Origin of the sequence: Streptomyces sp. NBC_00557 (assembly GCF_036345995.1) — a bacterium.
Classification (GTDB): Bacteria; Actinomycetota; Actinomycetes; order Streptomycetales; family Streptomycetaceae; genus Streptomyces.
This window is the reverse complement of sequence record NZ_CP107796.1, coordinates 7,345,847-7,359,973: the sequence shown is the minus strand read 5'-3', so window position 1 is coordinate 7,359,973 and position 14,127 is coordinate 7,345,847. Positions and strand designations below refer to the sequence as shown.

Genomic DNA, 14,127 nt, shown 5'->3' with positions numbered 1-14,127 from the left:
GGCAGCGGGCCATGCGTCGAGGACCGGAGGAGATGCGGTGACGGCCCGGGTCCCGTGATGGCGGGGAGGTGAAGGCAGGTCACGGCCCCGCCTCCGCCAGCACGGCGTCCACGCCGGTGACCCGGATCAGGGGGCGGTACGTCTCCATGATCTGCAGGGCCTTGACGTGGGAGTCGTCGTCCGCGCCGGCGCAGGCGTCGGCGACGACCAGGACCTCCGTTCCCGCGTCGGCGGCGGCCAGGGCGGTGGAGAGCACGCAGCACTCGGTGCTGACCCCGGCCAGGACCAGCCGGTCGGCGGGGCCGAGGCGGGCGGCGAGTTCCGGGGTCCACTTGCCGAAGGTGGAGGCGTCCAGGACGGCGCCGGCCAGGTCGGTGAACTCGTCGGTGAGCTCCCAGAGCGCGGCGTCCGGGGGCTGGAGGGCGAAGGGCCACTCGGCGTAGTAGTCGCGCCAGGCCCCGGCGGGTTTCGCCGGGGCCACGAAGCGGGTGAAGGTCGCCCGGCCGGCGAAGGCGGGCAGCAGGGTGCGGACACCCGCGGCCGCGTCGGCGTAGCGGGGAGCGGCCCAGGGGCTGGCCGGGTCGGCGAAGACGCGCTGCATGTCGATCACGACGAGGTGTCCGGCGGTCATGGGTGGAGCGCTCCTTCGACGGCCGGCGGGCTGGGTGCCTGTGCCTCCTGGGCGCGGACCCGGTGCCGGCCCGTCGGCAGGGTGCCGAGGAAGGCGAGGGCCAGCGCGGCCAGGACGCCGAGGTTGGCGTACGCCCAGGCGCCGGTCCTGCCGCCCAGGCCGAAGGGGCCGAGGAGGTAGCCCTGCCAGGTGAGCCAGCTCGCCGCGGTGTTGGTGACCAGGCCCCAGCCGACGGCCGTGGCGGCGAGGGTGACGAGCAGGGGCGGCAGCGGGATGTCGCCGTAGCGGCCGTGCGGGCGGTAGAGGTCGCGGTCGTCGTAGTCGCGGCGGCGCAGGGCGAGGTCGGCGAGCATGACGCCGCACCAGGCGGCGACGGGAACGCCGAGCGTGGTGAGGAACCCCATGAACTGGCCCAGGAAGTCGCCGGCGAAGAACACGATGTAGACGGAGCCGGCGATCATCAGGATGCCGTCGAGGAAGGCGGCCATATAGCGGGGCACCGGGAGGCCGGCGGAGAGCAGGGCCAGACCCGAGGAGTAGATGTCGAGGACGGCGCCGCCGACCAGGCCGAGGACGGCGACCACGGCGAACGGCACCAGGAACCAGGTGGGCAGGATCGTGGTGAGCGCGCCGATCGGGTCGGCCGCGACGGCCTTGCTGAGCTGCTGCGAGGAGCCGGCCAGCAGCAGGCCGAAGACCAGCAGAAGCAGCGGGGCCAGGGACGCGCCGAAGGCGGTCCAGCCGATCACGCCGCGGCTGGAGGACCCGCGGGGCAGATAGCGGGAGTAGTCGGCCGCGGCGTTGACCCAGCCCAGGCCGAAGCCGGTCATCATGAACACCAGCGCGCCGATGAACTCCTGTGCGGAGCCCGCGGGGACGGCGCTGACCGCGCTCCAGTGGACGCGGTCGGCGACGAGGCCGGCGTAGCCGACGGTGAGGACGCCGGTGATCACGGTGATGGCCGTCTGCAGCCGCATGATCAGGTCGAAGCCCATGACGCCGCCGACGACGGTCAGCACGGCCACCACGGCCAGGGCGACGATCTCGGTCTCGGTGCCGCCGCCCCAGCCGAGGCGGCGGAAGACGGTCGCGGTGGCCATGGCGGCGAGCGCGGTGAGGACGGTCTCCCAGCCGACGGTGAGCATCCAGGAGACGACGGACGGCAGCCGGTTGCCGCGTACTCCGTACGCTGCCCGGCTGAGCACCATCGTGGGCGCCGAGCCGCGCTTCCCGGCGACCGCGACGAACCCACACAGCAGGAACGAGACGACGATGCCGAGCACGCCGGCCGCGAGAGCCTGCCAGAAGGAGATGCCGAAGCCGAACGCGAAGGCGCCGTAGCTCAGTCCGAGAACGGAGACGTTGGCTCCGAACCAGGGCCAGAACAGCGTGCGCGGGGCGCCCTTGCGCTCGGCGTCCCCGATCACGTCGAGGCCGTGCGTCTCCACGCGCGTCGCGCGGCCGGCGGATCTGCCGCCGGTGACGCCGAGCGGGTCGTGGGGTTCCGTCATGGCCGCGCCACCTGCCCTACCTGTGCGGACGTGTGCGAGCACGCTAGGCGGGGGCACCAGGGGCGTCAAGGACGGGGTCCGTGACGGAACTGCCCGGCGGACGTGGGAGGTTCAGCGGTCGAACTCCTCCTGGATGGGGGTCTTCGGCTCCTCCCGCAGGTGCTGGGAGAGGCCGGGCTTGCCTCCCTCGCGAGCCTGTTCCGCGCGCTGCGCGGCGGTGCGGTCGAGGTCGGAGTCCGGGTCCACCCGCACCGACCTCGCGACGTCCTCGCGGCCCGTGTACTGCTCGGCGGGTATGCCCCGCAGGGCCTTGAGGACCTCGTCGGACGCGCCCGCCTCGCGCGCTGCCTCGACCAGGCGTTCCTTGTCGGCCGGGTACGACACGTCCTTCACTGCCGCCAGCACCTCGGGGACGCTGGTGTGTGCCGTGCTCATCTTGCCTCCCTCAGTCGTCGCCGTCGCCGACGTCCTGTTCGCCGGTGTCCTCTCCCTCGGCCTGGGACGGAGTGGTGCGGGGCGGCACCTCGGTGCCCGCCTCGTCCGCCTCCCGCTCACCCTCGGCCTTGGACGGGGTGGCCATGTCGTCGCTCATGGGGCCTCCCGGACGCGTCCGGTCTGTTTCCGAAGCCCCGGGTACCCGCCCCGCCGGATGTCCCATCACCCGCCGGCATGCGTGAATCCGCGGCCCGGGGATGGGTACCTGGGCAGTCCCGGCGCCGGATGCGGCGCGCGGGAGAAATCACCGCCCTTCTCACCGCCTGGAGGAACCATGGCGGGTATCAGCCCCCCCGATCTGCAGAAAGCCCTGTCCGGCGCGGAGTACCCGGCCAACCGGGAGCAGCTCGAGAAAGTCGCGCAGGACAACCACGCGCCCAAGGAGATCACCGAGCGGATCTCGCACCTCGGGAAGAAGGAGTTCCAGAACCCGGCCGAGGTGAGCAAGGCCATCTTCCAGAACGAATGACCGCACACCGGTGAGAGAAGGCCGGGGCTGCCCGCCCCGGCCTTCACGCGTCCGCGGCCGTTTCTCCGTCGCCGTCGGTCACCGGCGCCGGGTGGATGAGCGGTCATGACGTTCCCGCAGTGGCGCACCCAGCTGCGGCTGCACCGCGCGCTGGTCCTGCTGGCGGAAGGCACGCCGGTGACGACCGTGGCGCACCGGTGCGGCTGGTCGTCGGCCAGCGCGTTCATCGACGTCCACCGCCGCGCCTTCAGCCGCACACCGGGCTCCCGGACGGCGGACACCGGGGAGCCGTCCGGCCGGTGGCCTGGCTGATCGGTGCGTGCGGTACCGCCGGGCCGTACACGGTCGGTGCCGCCCGGCCGTCGTGCGGACGACACAGGACCGTACGTCCGGCACCGCCAGGCGCCGGGCCGGGCGGCCGCGTCCCGCGGGCGTGGCGCGTGTCGCGCCGGCAGCGATCCGCGGTGAGGATGGCGAACGGGGGCGGGTCGGCAGTGAGGCGGACGTACGACGGTGCGGAGGCGGTCATGGCGGTGAACCGTGTCGGTCTGGTGGTGCACGGCGGGCGTGCCGAGGCCGTGGCCGCCGCGCAGGCGGTGCGCGAGTGGTGCGCGGAGCACGCCGTGGGGTGCGCCGACATCGACGTGTGGCAGGAGGGAGCGCGGCACAGCGCGCGGGAGGAGGTCGACGCGGCGGGCGACCCCGATCTCATCGTCACTCTCGGCGGCGACGGCACCTTCCTGCGCGGCGCCCGGCTGGCGGCCGAGAACGACGCCATGGTCCTCGGCGTGGACCTCGGACGCGTCGGCTTCCTCACCGAGGTCCCGGCGCCGGCGGTGCGTGCGGCCCTGAACGCGGTGCGCGAGGAGCGGATCACCGTCGAGAGCCGGATGCTCCTCACCATGCGGGCGTCCTGCCGGCTGGAGGTGCCCGCGCAGATGGAGGCGCTGCTGCGGTACGGCCGCGGGCCGATGCTGCCGCCGCCGCGGGTGCGGTCGGAGTGCGAGGTGGGCGACAACTGGGGCGTCGCGCTGAACGTCACCGCGCTGAACGACGTCGTCGTGGAGAAGCTCGCCCGGGACCGGCAGGTGTCGGTCGCCGTCTATCTGGCCGGCCGGCTCCTGGCCTCCTACTCCGCCGACGCGCTGCTCGTGGCCACGCCGACCGGCTCCACCGCCTACAGCTTCGCCGCCGGCGGCCCGGTGGTCTCACCGCGCGCCGAAGGCCTGGTGTTCACGCCGGTCGCCCCCCACATGGTGTTCAACCGCTCGGTCGTGGCCGCCCCGGACGAGCCCGTCGCGCTGCGCGTCCTGCCGCGCTCCGGCCAGGCGGCCGTGAGCATCGACGGCCAGCTGCGCGGGGTGCTGAGCCCCGGTGACTGGATCGGCGTGTACGCGGCGCCGCGCCGGCTGAGGGCGGTCCGGCTGGGACCGACCGACTTCTACGGCAGGCTGCGCGAGCGCATGAACCTCACCGACGCACCCGCCGCGCTCGCCGACGGGGAGGCCGCTCCCCTGTGGCCGGTCACCAGTCCCCCGCCGGGCGACCTGGCCCACCTCGCCCTGCCGCCGGCGCCCGAGGACGCGCACCGGCTGTCGTGAGACCGGGTGAGTGAGGTGCGCGGGCGGGTCCGCCCGGCGCTGGGGACGCGGCCCGGCGCCGCTCAGTCCGTCGTGGCCGACTGCCGGCGCGGCAGCTTCCAGTTCGGCCGGGGGAAGTGGCAGGTGTAGCCGTTGGGGTAGCGCTCCAGGTAGTCCTGGTGCTCGGGTTCCGCCTCCCAGAAGTCGCCGAGCGGCTCGACCTCGGTGACCACCTTCCCCGGCCACAGGCCGCTGGCCTCGACGTCCGCGATCGTGTCCACGGCGATGCGGTGCTGTTCCTCGTCGGCGTAGAAGATGGCGGACCGGTAGCTGCGCCCGATGTCGTTGCCCTGGCGGTCCTTCGTGGTCGGGTCGTGGATCTGGAAGAAGAACTCCAGGATGTCCCGGTAGCTGGTGACCGCGGGGTCGAAGAGGATCTCGACGGCCTCGGCGTGGTCGCCGTGGTTGCGGTAGGTGGCGTTCGGGGTGTCGCCGCCGCTGTAGCCGACACGGGTGGACACCACGCCCGGCTGCTTGCGGATCAGATCCTGCATGCCCCAGAAACAACCGCCCGCCAGGACGGCCCGCTCGGTTCCCACGGTCATCGGTCACTCCCTGAAGCTCGGTCCCGGCCCGGTCGTCGACGTGCCGGCCGGACGGTCACCCAGCCTAATACGCCCCGCGCGCGCTCAACGAAGGGCCGCCGTGACGCCCCCTTCCCTCTGGGCGGCGGACATCCGGGCTGCCCCCAACTTGGTCTAGTCCTCTTGACGGAGCGCACACCGGCACTTTGGCATGTACCAACCTCAGGCCCCCCCTCCAGGCCCGAGGCATCCCCGGGAGGGGTGCTGTCATGCACCTGGCAAGATTTGCGGCTTCCGCATGCGCGCTCGCGCTCGCCGTCACCGGCGCCGTCGCCGCCCTGGCGGCCTCCGGCAGCGCCGCGCCGAGCAGCGTCTACTCCGTGGCCCCCTATGTCGACATGTCCAACGGCCAGGTAGGCCTCCTCGAGACCGCTGTCACCGGACACCGCCTGAAGGCCTCCACCGCGGCGTTCGTGCTCGGCGAGGGCTGCACCCAGATGCCGGATTTCCGCGGGCACGGCAGGAGCGACAGGCCGCAGGACGCCGCGGCCTGTCCCCCGGACGTCCTGGCCGACGACGCCGATGCCCGTTGCCCGCGCACGAGGAGCGCGGCCCGTTCCGCCGAGGTCATCCGTTCCGGCGCCACCGCGCCGGGCGGCATCGCCTCGCGTATCCGCCGGGTCATCGGGTACCTCCGGATCCGGGAGAGTGAGGCGTACGGTCGCGCCGCGCAGCCCGGCACGGTGCGGGCAGCCCCGGTGCACGCGGACTCGGTCGGCGCCGCGCCGCCCCCGGCGGGACAATCGAGACGAGGGCTCGGAGAAGGGATCACGGCAGCCATGGTCGGTGACATCAGCGACGAGCTGCGCGCACGGCGCGAGGGCGACAACGGCCACCGCACGATGCCGCACACGGCGGACACGCGTCTGCAGGCGTGGGGCACCACCCGGGAGCGCTGCCTCACCGAGGCCGTACGCGCCATGGTCGAGGCCTTCGCGGACGTGTCGCACGCGCACCCCACGACGATGGAACGGCTCCGTCTCGCTCCCGGCGACGACGCGGACCTGCTGGTGGCGCTGCTCGACGAGGTGGTCTACCGGCTGGAGGTGTCCGGCCGGATCCCCGTCGACGTGGAGGTGGAGCCCGCCGACGACGGGGCCCTGGAGGTACGGCTGTCGCTCGCCGGCCTCGCGGACGTCCCCATCGTCGGTGCGGTGCCCAAGGGCGTCTCCTGGCAGGAGCTGCACATCGGCCCGGACGCGTACGGCTGGTCCTGCTCGGTGATCGTGGACGTGTGACCGCCCGCAGGCGCCCGCGTCACCCCTTCACCACTCCGAGCGGCACCAGCCGTGCGACCTTCCGGCACAGCCCCGCGCCCTCGCTCGCGCCGACCACGGCGTCGACGTCCTTGTACGCCTCGGGGGTCTCCTCCGTCAGGCCGCGCCAGGACTTCGGGCGGGCGGCGATGCCCGCCCGGCGCAGCCGTGCCCGCAGCTCGCTGCCGGTGACGGAACGGGCGGCCTGGTGGCGGCTCATGGTGCGGCCCGCGCCGTGGCAGGTGGAGTGGAAGGCGTCGCCGCCGGGCACCCCGGCCAGCACGTACGACGCTGTCCCGAGCGTGCCGGGGATCAGCACCGGCTGGCCGAACTCCCTGATGTCGTCGGGCAGTTCGGGGTGCCCGGGCGGGAAGGCGCGGGTGGCGCCCTTGCGGTGCACGCACAGGCGCCGGCGACGGCCGTCCACCGGGTGCGTCTCGATCTTGGCGAGGTTGTGGGAGACGTCGTACACCAGCGACAGCCGGGCGCCGGCGGCGCGCCGGAACACGCCGCGCGCCGCGTCGGACAGCAGCTGCCGGTTCGCCCGGCCGTAGTTGGCGGCCGCGGCCATGGCCCCGAGGTAGGCCTGCCCCTCGGGGGAGTCGACCGGCGTGCAGGCCAGCTGCCGGTCGGGCACGGTGATGCCGTACCGGGCCATCGCACGGTCCATCAGGCGCACATGGTCGGTGCAGATCTGGTGGCCGAGGCCGCGCGAACCGCAGTGGATCATCACGCACACCTGGCCCGGTGCGATCCCGAAGCGGGCCGCGGCCTGCTCGTCGTACACCTCGGCGACCTGCTGCACCTCCAGGAAGTGGTTGGCGGATCCCAGGCTGCCGACCTGGCCGAGGCCCCGCTCCCGGGCCCGCTGTCCGACCTGTGTCACGTCCGCGTCGGCGACCGCGCCGCCGTCCTCGCAGCGCAGCAGGTCGCGTTCCTCGCCGTGGCCCTGCTCCACGGCGTACCGGGAGCCGCCGGCCAGCAGCCGCTCCAGCTCCCGTGGACCGCCGAGGTGCCAGACGCCCCCGGGCCCGGCCCCGCGGGGTATGGCCCGGTCCAGGCCGTCCATCACCGCGGTCAGCGCGGGCCGGAAGGTGTCGCCGTCGCAGTCGGCGGCCAGCAGCCGCACCCCGCAGGAGATGTCGAAGCCGACGCCGCCCGGCGAGACCACCCCGCCGTCGGCCACGTCGGTGGCGGCGACCCCGCCGATGGGAAAGCCGTACCCCCAGTGGATGTCCGGCATGGCGTACGAGGCGGTGACGATGCCGGGCAGCGTGGCGACGTGCGCGACCTGCTCCAGGGACTGCTCGGCGTCCGCGAGGAGTTCCCGGGAGGCGAACACGACCCCGGGCACGCGCATGTCCGCCCGCGGCTCGATGCGGTAGCGGAAGGAACGTTCCTCGACCAACTCCATCGCGGCCTCCGCTCCGGCTCGGCGGCGCGCCCCGGGTCACTGTCCGTGCAGCGCGGCGAGCACGTCGTCGTCCGTCAGCTGCTCGAAGTTCTCGTACCACTCTCCCACGGCCAGGAAGACGGCGGGCCGCTGCAGGCACAGCACCTCGTCGGCCTCGCCGCGCAGCAGTTCGGCCGCCTGCGGCGAGCACACCGGCGCCGCCAGCACCACCCGCTCCGGCGACTGCCGGCGCAGCCAGCGCAGCGCCGCCCGCGCGGTCGCCCCGGTGGCCACCCCGTCGTCCACCAGGATCACGGTGCGGTCCCGCAGCTCGGGCGCGGGACGGCCCTGCCGGTACCGCTCCTCCCGGCGGCGCAGCTCCGCCCGCTCCCGCTCCACCACGTCGGCCAGGTCCTCCTCGCTCAGGCCGAACTCGTCGAGGGTCCGCTTGTCGAACAGCGGAGGATCGTCCCCCGCGAGCGCGCCGACGCCCAGCTCCTCCTGGAACGGCGCCCCGATCTTGCGCGCGACCAGCACGTCGAGCGGCGCCTCCAGCGCCCGCGCGACCTCGCGGGCCACCGTCACCCCGCCGCGCGGCAGGGCCAGCACGACCGGATGGGTCAGCGCCCCGGCCTCCTGCCGGATGCGCAGCCGTTCGGCCAGCTCCCGCCCGGCATGGACACGATCATGAAACCGCATGTCCCGTCCGCTCCTTCCACGTCACCGGCGGGCCGTGCCTCCGGATCGGCGGCCTCGCCCAGCGACGCCCCGCCGGTCGTCCGGTCCGGCGGGCATGGCACACCTGCCTCCGGCGTCCCGCCCGGGTACCCGGGCAGTGCCGGCACGACACGGGGATCGGGCGGCCGGCGGAAGGTGCGGGGCGTGGTGATCGGAGGAGATGGGCGATGGCACGGATGCGCGTCGACGGGGACGACCTGGTCGTACGGCTGTCCTGGTGGGAGCGGGCGGCCGCACGCCGCGGCGGGGTGCGGGTGGCGCTGGCGGAGGTGTGCCGGGTGACGGCCGAGTCCGAGTGGTGGCGCGCCCTGCGCGGAGTCCCGCGGCGCGGCGTCTGGGTGCCCGGCGGCCGGTCGGTCGGGACACGCGGTCATCCCGGCGGGACGGACTTCGTGGCCCTGCGGGCGGGCAGACCCGTGGTGTGCGTCGAACTGCGGCCCTCCGCCCCCTTCCGCTTCGTCGCCGTGTCCGTGCCGGACATGGACGAGGCGAGGGCCACGGCCCGCGCCCTGGACCGGGCCGCGCCGCACATCGACACCTCCACGCGGTACCGGCAGCCGGTTCCGGTGGCACAGGAACTCCCCGGGGGCAGCGCACGTCCCAGCTTGCCTTCGGGCACCGGGAACGACCAGGGCACGGGGCAGGACCGGCGCGCGGGCCCGGATCGGGGCACGGGTCCGGATCGGGGCACGGACCCGGGCACGGGGAAGGGACCGGGCATCGGGAGGGACGCGGACACCCGAAAGGGCGCGGGCACCGGAAGGAGCGGGAACACCGAGAGGGGCGCGGACAGCGAGAAGGACCGGGGCGCCGGGACGGGCCGGGACCGTCCGCCGTGATCCGGGCTGGCTGCGGACCGTGCGCAGCGGGTGGTCGCGGACGCGGATCACGTCCGGGTTGTCCGGGACCCCCGGCCGCTGGACCAGGTAGCCGGTGTTGATCGGCGGGTCCTCGGGCTCGAGCACCGGGACGAGAACGCCCGAGGCCAGGTCGTCCGCGCACGGATAGCGGGGCAGTACGGTGAAGCCCGCGCCGGCCGCCACCGCCGTCCCCTCGACCGTCGGATTCGATAATGCCGGTAAGGCAGTTTTGTCCGGAATGCCCCGGGTACCGCTCCGCCGTGGGGCCGCCTGTGAAACGTCTTCAACGTCTTCAAGGAGGACTCTCGATGAGTCGGCCGGCCGGCGCGAGTGAGGCTCGATGGACTGGCACCCGCTGCGGCTGACCACCCCCGTGAAGCGGCACGTCTTCGGTGGCGGTGCCCTGGCCGGCCGGTGGGGCCGCACCGGCCTGCCCGACACCCCGGTCGCCGAGACCTGGGAGGTCAGCGACGTGGACGGCCAGGGGGCGACCGTGACCGAGGGCCCACTGGCCGGTCGCACTGTGCGGCACCTGGCCGAGCAGTATCCCGACGAACTGGTCGGACGCGGCTGGCGTGGGGCGCACTTCCCGGTGCTGACCAAGTTCATCGACGCCACCGGGCCGCTGCCCGTCCATCTGCACGCCGACGACGTCACCGCCCGCCGCCTGGAGGGGGAGCCCAACGGCAAGACCGAAGCGTGGCACATCCTGGACGCCGCCCCCGGCGCCACCGCTCTGGCCGGCGTGAGAGCCGGCGTCGACCGCGACCGGCTCCACCGTGCCCTGCTGGCGCAGGACTTCGACGCCGTCATGCGGCGTCTGCCGGTGCGCGCCGGGCAGACCCTCTACGTCCCCGGCGGGACCCTGCACAGCTTCGGCCCCGCCACCCTGGTCTACGAGATCGAGCAGACCTCGGACATCCAGCAGCACGCCATGCGCCACCGCATGGAGGACGGCTCCCCGATCGCCGACGCGGAGTGGCATGCCAACCTGGAGCGCCTGCTGGAGGAGTGGCGCCCCGAGCCCCGGCCCGACTTCCAGCCGGGGCTGAGTATGCGGGTCGACGACGGCGTGGAGCGCACCGTACTGTGCGCCGGCCCCTTTTTCGCCCTGGAGCGGTGGCGGGCCGGCACCGCGGCGCCGTTGGCGCACAGGTTCACCACCGCGCTGGTGCTGAGCAACGCGGGCGCCCCGGTCACCGTGGCCACCCCCGGCTGGTCGGGGGAACTGGGCCGCGCCCGCACCCTGCTGCTGCCGGCCGCGCTGGGCAGCCTGCGCATCGAGGGACCGGCCGATGTGCTGCTCGGCTACCTCCCCGACCTGGAGCGCGACATCCGCGCGCCCCTGCTCGCCGCCGGCCACGGCCCCGGCGCGATCGCCGCCCTGGGTGACGCACTCGGCCCGAGGCCGCCTGCCGACGCCCCCGGCCGGTGAACCGCCCGGGAAGGAGGCGCGGCCCGTGAATCCACCGGCACCGGAACGTCCGCCCTCACGGTCGTACGACGGAACCGGCCTCCCTGGAGACCGACGGCGCCACGGTCTCGGCCTGCCAGGAGGCGGTCGAGGCGTACGCCGGTGTCCGCGCCGCCTCCCGGACCGCTGCCCGGAAGCGCAAGGTGCTGGCGTTCGCCGGGGAATGCGTGACCATGGGCCGACGGCCGGGCGGCAGGCCCGCTGGGCGGCGCGTACGGCCCTGACGGCAGGCGCTCACCCGGCCGTCGCGCACAGCGTTTCCTCGGCCCGGCGAACCCGCCACTCCTCGACCGTGTCCTGCTGTCGTCGGGCCCGGTCGAGCAGCGTGTCGAGCCGGGCGGGGTCTAGGCGCTCGTCCGTCGCGCTGAGCCGGCGCAGGGTCTGCCATCCGGCCGCCTTCCCCTCGATTCCCAGCCGCAGCGCTTCCAGGTCCAGCACGTCTCCGAGCGGGGAGCGGCGTACCAGGCGACCGTTGGGCTTCAGCCGCCCCACCTTCTCCCCCGTCCAGCCCGCGCACACCTTGTAGCGGCGGAGGGGAACACCGAGGTCCCGCATGATGCTGATCAACGCTGCCCGGTCCTGGGCGATCTCTGCTGCGACAGGCCCGAGCGCGCGGCCGAGCGCGGAGCCGCGGGAGGTGCGCGCCAGACGGGCGGCACGTGCGGTGCCGGCGGTGGCGCCGGCGAGGTGGTCGTTGAGGTAGACGCCGAGCAGCTTCATGTCGGCACCGTGTCCGGCGGGGCGGTGCTGGAGCGCGCCGGAGTTCGGAAGGGTGTTCATCTGCGGGCTCCTTCGGTTGCCGGGGGCTTCCCCGGGGGCGAGCGGCGTACGTCAGTCCGCGCCGGGAGGGAGGTGGTACGTCTGTCTCAGGAACGCGGCCATGTCGTGCAGGGCCTGCGTGTATCCGGCTCCGTAGTGTGTGTCGACGTCGGTCCGGCCGCCTTCGGCCTCCGCCCAGGCGTCAAGGTGCTGAGCGATGCGCAGGTGGTTGCGGTACAGGGCGCCGTGCCGTCCGCCGAGAGCGGCCCGCGCACGCTGCTCGTCCCGGTCCTCCAGGTCGCCGGTGTCGAAGGCGGGCAGGTCGTCGTCGGTCTGCGGCACCGTTTTCCTCCTCGGGTCGATTCTCCGCCGTGCCGGGTACCGCGCCACCCCGGTGCGATGTCCGAGTGCGGGACACGGTCACGACCGGCGGCCGGCACGCATGAGGTGCCGCGCGCCCCGGGCGGATGAGACGCGGCCCGGGCCGGTGACCGGGCGGCGACAGCCCGGCGCCGCGTACGACGCGGCCGGACACAGCCCGGTCCGTCTCACGGTCCCGCCGAGCTGTCATGCCGGGAACACGCGTGGGACCGGGTCAGGGCTCCGGCCGGCTCTCGTCCGGGCCGCTCACCACGGTGAGCAGGTCGTCCCGGGCGGCCAGGGCGTCCAGGGAGAGTGTGCGGTAGCCGACGTCGTCGAAGAGTACGGTGATGCGGTCCCCGTCCTCGCTCAGCACGGTGCCGCGGCCCCACTCGCCGTGCCGTACGGCGGCTCCGGGCGGATAGGCGCCGGCCTCCGGATGCCGGCCGGTGCCCGTCGCGTCGCCGTCGCCGCTCTCCTGCTCGTTGCACGTGTCGCAGTTGCCGCAGGGGGCTTCGTACTCCTCGCCGAAGTAGCCCAGGAGGAAGCGCCTCCGGCAGCCGGTGGTCTCGGCGTACGCCCGGGCCATGTCCACTCTCGAGCGGTCCATGCGCTTGTGGGCCTCGGCGGTGTCCACGGCCCGGCGCACCGCCCGCGACGGCGCCGTGCCCGGGACCGGACGGACGGCGCCCGAGGCGTCCGTGACCAGGGCCCCGGCTTCCTCGAGCAGGTTCACGGCCGTCGTGACCCTGGCGCGCGACATGCCGGTGTCGCGTCGCAGCCGATCGAGGTCCGGTGGAGCGTCACGGTGGGCGTGGACCGCCTGTACGACGGCGTCGACGGCCTGGGGACGGGGCGTGCGGCTGCTGAAGTACGCCTGCATTCCCGTGTCCTCGGTGCGGTAGTGCAGTACGGCGAGGGCGGGCCGTCCGTCGCGGCCGCAGCGCCCGATCTCCTGGTAGTAGGCGTCCAGGGAGCCCGGCAGCGACGCGTGCAGCACGAACCGCACGTTCTCCTTGTCGATGCCCATCCCGAAGGCCGAGGTCGCCACCACGACGTCCAGGTCACCGGAGAGGAACGCCTCGTGGATCCGCCGGCGTTCGGCGGCGCGCAGGCCCGCGTGGTAGGCGGAGGCGGCAAGCCCGAGGGAGGCCAGCTCCGCGGCGTAGGCCTCGCTGTCCTTGCGGGTCGCCGCGTAGACGATGCCGGGCTTGGGAGCGGCGGCGGCGTCCTCCAGGACGCGGGAGCGGCGTTCGTCGTCGTCGAGGTGGCGGCGCACGTCCAGTCTGATGTTGGGCCGGTCGAACCCGGTGACGAGCTGCCGCGGCCGGTCCATGCCGAGCCGTTCGACGATGTCCTGCCGTACCGGAGGCGCGGCGGTCGCCGTGAGCGCCAGCACGGGCGGCCGGCCCAGCCGCCGTACCGCCGGGGCCAGGCGCAGGTAGTCGGGCCGGAAATCGTGGCCCCACGAGGACACGCACTGGGCCTCGTCCACCACGAAGAGGGCGGGGTGCGCCTCGGCCAGCCGCTGTACGACCTCGTCCTTGGCCAGTTGTTCCGGGGACAGGTAGACGTAGCGCACCGAGCCGCCCCGTACCGCTGCCCAGGCGTCCTCGGTCGCGGCCGCGCCGAGGTCGGAGTTCACGGCGACGGCTTCCGGGCCGCGGTCGCCGCCGGGCAGGCCCGCGATCTGGTCCCGCTGCAGGGCCAGCAGCGGTGACACGACGACGACCGGCCCGGACAGCAGCAGGGCGGGAACCTGGTACACGGCGGACTTGCCCGATCCGGTCGGCATGACCACGAGACAGTCCCGTCCCCGAAGCACCCACTCCATGGCGGTGAGCTGTTCGGGACGCAGCTCCTCCCAGCCGAACACCTCGGCGGCCGTCTCGCGCAGCCGCCCGGCCCGCCGTCTGCGGGCCGTCGGTCCTTCCCCGGTCATGGCGCGCTCCTCGCT

The 14,127-nt window shown here is 74.2% G+C and carries 16 protein-coding genes and 1 pseudogene; 6 read left to right on the top strand and 11 right to left on the bottom strand.

Annotation, left to right across the window (positions count from 1 at the left end; all coding sequences use genetic code 11):
• Positions 1–79: 79 nt before the first annotated feature.
• The 4 genes from OG956_RS32610 to OG956_RS32595 form a co-directional block, all read right to left on the bottom strand.
• Complete coding sequence (locus OG956_RS32610; RefSeq protein ID WP_330341602.1) at positions 80–631, bottom strand: isochorismatase family protein; 552 nt, start codon at positions 629–631, stop codon at positions 80–82.
• The gene (locus OG956_RS32605; protein WP_330341601.1) at positions 628–2,142 is read right to left on the bottom strand and encodes a purine-cytosine permease family protein; all 1,515 of its coding nucleotides are present in this window, start codon (positions 2,140–2,142) and stop codon (positions 628–630) included. Before OG956_RS32605 ends, OG956_RS32610 begins: the two co-directional genes overlap by 4 nt.
• A 111-nt stretch (positions 2,143–2,253) precedes the next feature.
• Complete coding sequence (locus OG956_RS32600) at positions 2,254–2,577, bottom strand: DUF2795 domain-containing protein (RefSeq protein WP_330341600.1); 324 nt, start codon at positions 2,575–2,577, stop codon at positions 2,254–2,256.
• A gap of 10 nt (positions 2,578–2,587) precedes the next feature.
• A complete protein-coding gene (locus OG956_RS32595; protein WP_330341599.1) occupies positions 2,588–2,734 on the bottom strand; it encodes a hypothetical protein in 147 nt (48 codons plus the stop codon).
• A gap of 177 nt (positions 2,735–2,911) precedes the next feature.
• Here OG956_RS32595 and OG956_RS32590 point away from each other — a divergent pair, with 177 nt between their 5' ends.
• The 3 genes and pseudogenes from OG956_RS32590 to OG956_RS32580 all read left to right on the top strand — a co-directional run bounded on the left by OG956_RS32590 (position 2,912) and on the right by OG956_RS32580 (position 4,707).
• Positions 2,912–3,106: a DUF2795 domain-containing protein gene (locus OG956_RS32590; RefSeq protein WP_330341598.1), complete on the top strand. Its 195-nt coding sequence runs from the start codon at positions 2,912–2,914 to the stop codon at positions 3,104–3,106.
• Positions 3,107–3,211: 105 nt separating this feature from the next.
• Positions 3,212–3,418: pseudogene (locus OG956_RS32585) on the top strand (helix-turn-helix domain-containing protein); the annotation flags it as partial.
• 215 nt (positions 3,419–3,633) lie between these two features.
• Positions 3,634–4,707 (top strand): NAD(+)/NADH kinase, encoded by a 1,074-nt coding sequence (locus tag OG956_RS32580; RefSeq protein WP_330341597.1) that lies wholly within the window; start codon positions 3,634–3,636, stop codon positions 4,705–4,707.
• Positions 4,708–4,769: 62 nt separating this feature from the next.
• On the opposite strand, the gene msrA is transcribed toward OG956_RS32580, so the two are convergent.
• Complete coding sequence (gene msrA, locus OG956_RS32575; protein WP_330341596.1) at positions 4,770–5,291, bottom strand: peptide-methionine (S)-S-oxide reductase MsrA; 522 nt, start codon at positions 5,289–5,291, stop codon at positions 4,770–4,772.
• A 248-nt stretch (positions 5,292–5,539) separates the two neighbouring features.
• Between msrA and OG956_RS32570 the strand changes: the two genes are divergently transcribed.
• Positions 5,540–6,568: an archease gene (locus OG956_RS32570; RefSeq protein WP_330341595.1), complete on the top strand. Its 1,029-nt coding sequence runs from the start codon at positions 5,540–5,542 to the stop codon at positions 6,566–6,568.
• 19 nt (positions 6,569–6,587) lie between these two features.
• Here the strand turns inward: OG956_RS32570 and OG956_RS32565 are convergent, their stop codons facing one another.
• Positions 6,588–8,000: an RtcB family protein gene (locus OG956_RS32565; RefSeq protein WP_330341594.1), complete on the bottom strand. Its 1,413-nt coding sequence runs from the start codon at positions 7,998–8,000 to the stop codon at positions 6,588–6,590.
• 36 nt (positions 8,001–8,036) lie between these two features.
• A complete protein-coding gene (locus OG956_RS32560) occupies positions 8,037–8,678 on the bottom strand; it encodes a phosphoribosyltransferase (RefSeq protein ID WP_330341593.1) in 642 nt (213 codons plus the stop codon).
• A gap of 206 nt (positions 8,679–8,884) precedes the next feature.
• Between OG956_RS32560 and OG956_RS32555 the strand changes: the two genes are divergently transcribed.
• Together OG956_RS32555 and OG956_RS32550 are read left to right on the top strand one after the other, a co-directional pair.
• The gene (locus OG956_RS32555) at positions 8,885–9,556 is read left to right on the top strand and encodes a hypothetical protein (protein ID WP_330341592.1); all 672 of its coding nucleotides are present in this window, start codon (positions 8,885–8,887) and stop codon (positions 9,554–9,556) included.
• A gap of 361 nt (positions 9,557–9,917) precedes the next feature.
• Positions 9,918–11,012, top strand: a complete 1,095-nt coding sequence (locus OG956_RS32550) for a class I mannose-6-phosphate isomerase (RefSeq protein WP_330341591.1) — start codon at positions 9,918–9,920, stop codon at positions 11,010–11,012.
• 55 nt (positions 11,013–11,067) lie between these two features.
• On the opposite strand, the gene OG956_RS32545 is transcribed toward OG956_RS32550, so the two are convergent.
• From OG956_RS32545 to OG956_RS32530, 4 genes are all read right to left on the bottom strand, one after another.
• Entirely contained in the window at positions 11,068–11,226 is a 159-nt protein-coding gene (locus tag OG956_RS32545; protein WP_330341590.1) for a hypothetical protein, read from the bottom strand.
• 59 nt (positions 11,227–11,285) lie between these two features.
• Positions 11,286–11,831 (bottom strand): hypothetical protein, encoded by a 546-nt coding sequence (locus OG956_RS32540; RefSeq protein WP_330341589.1) that lies wholly within the window; start codon positions 11,829–11,831, stop codon positions 11,286–11,288.
• Positions 11,832–11,882: 51 nt separating this feature from the next.
• A complete protein-coding gene (locus tag OG956_RS32535; RefSeq protein ID WP_330341588.1) occupies positions 11,883–12,152 on the bottom strand; it encodes a hypothetical protein in 270 nt (89 codons plus the stop codon).
• 253 nt (positions 12,153–12,405) lie between these two features.
• Positions 12,406–14,112, bottom strand: coding sequence for a RecQ family ATP-dependent DNA helicase (locus tag OG956_RS32530; RefSeq protein WP_330341587.1), 1,707 nt, complete (start codon positions 14,110–14,112; stop codon positions 12,406–12,408).
• Positions 14,113–14,127 lie beyond the last annotated feature (15 nt).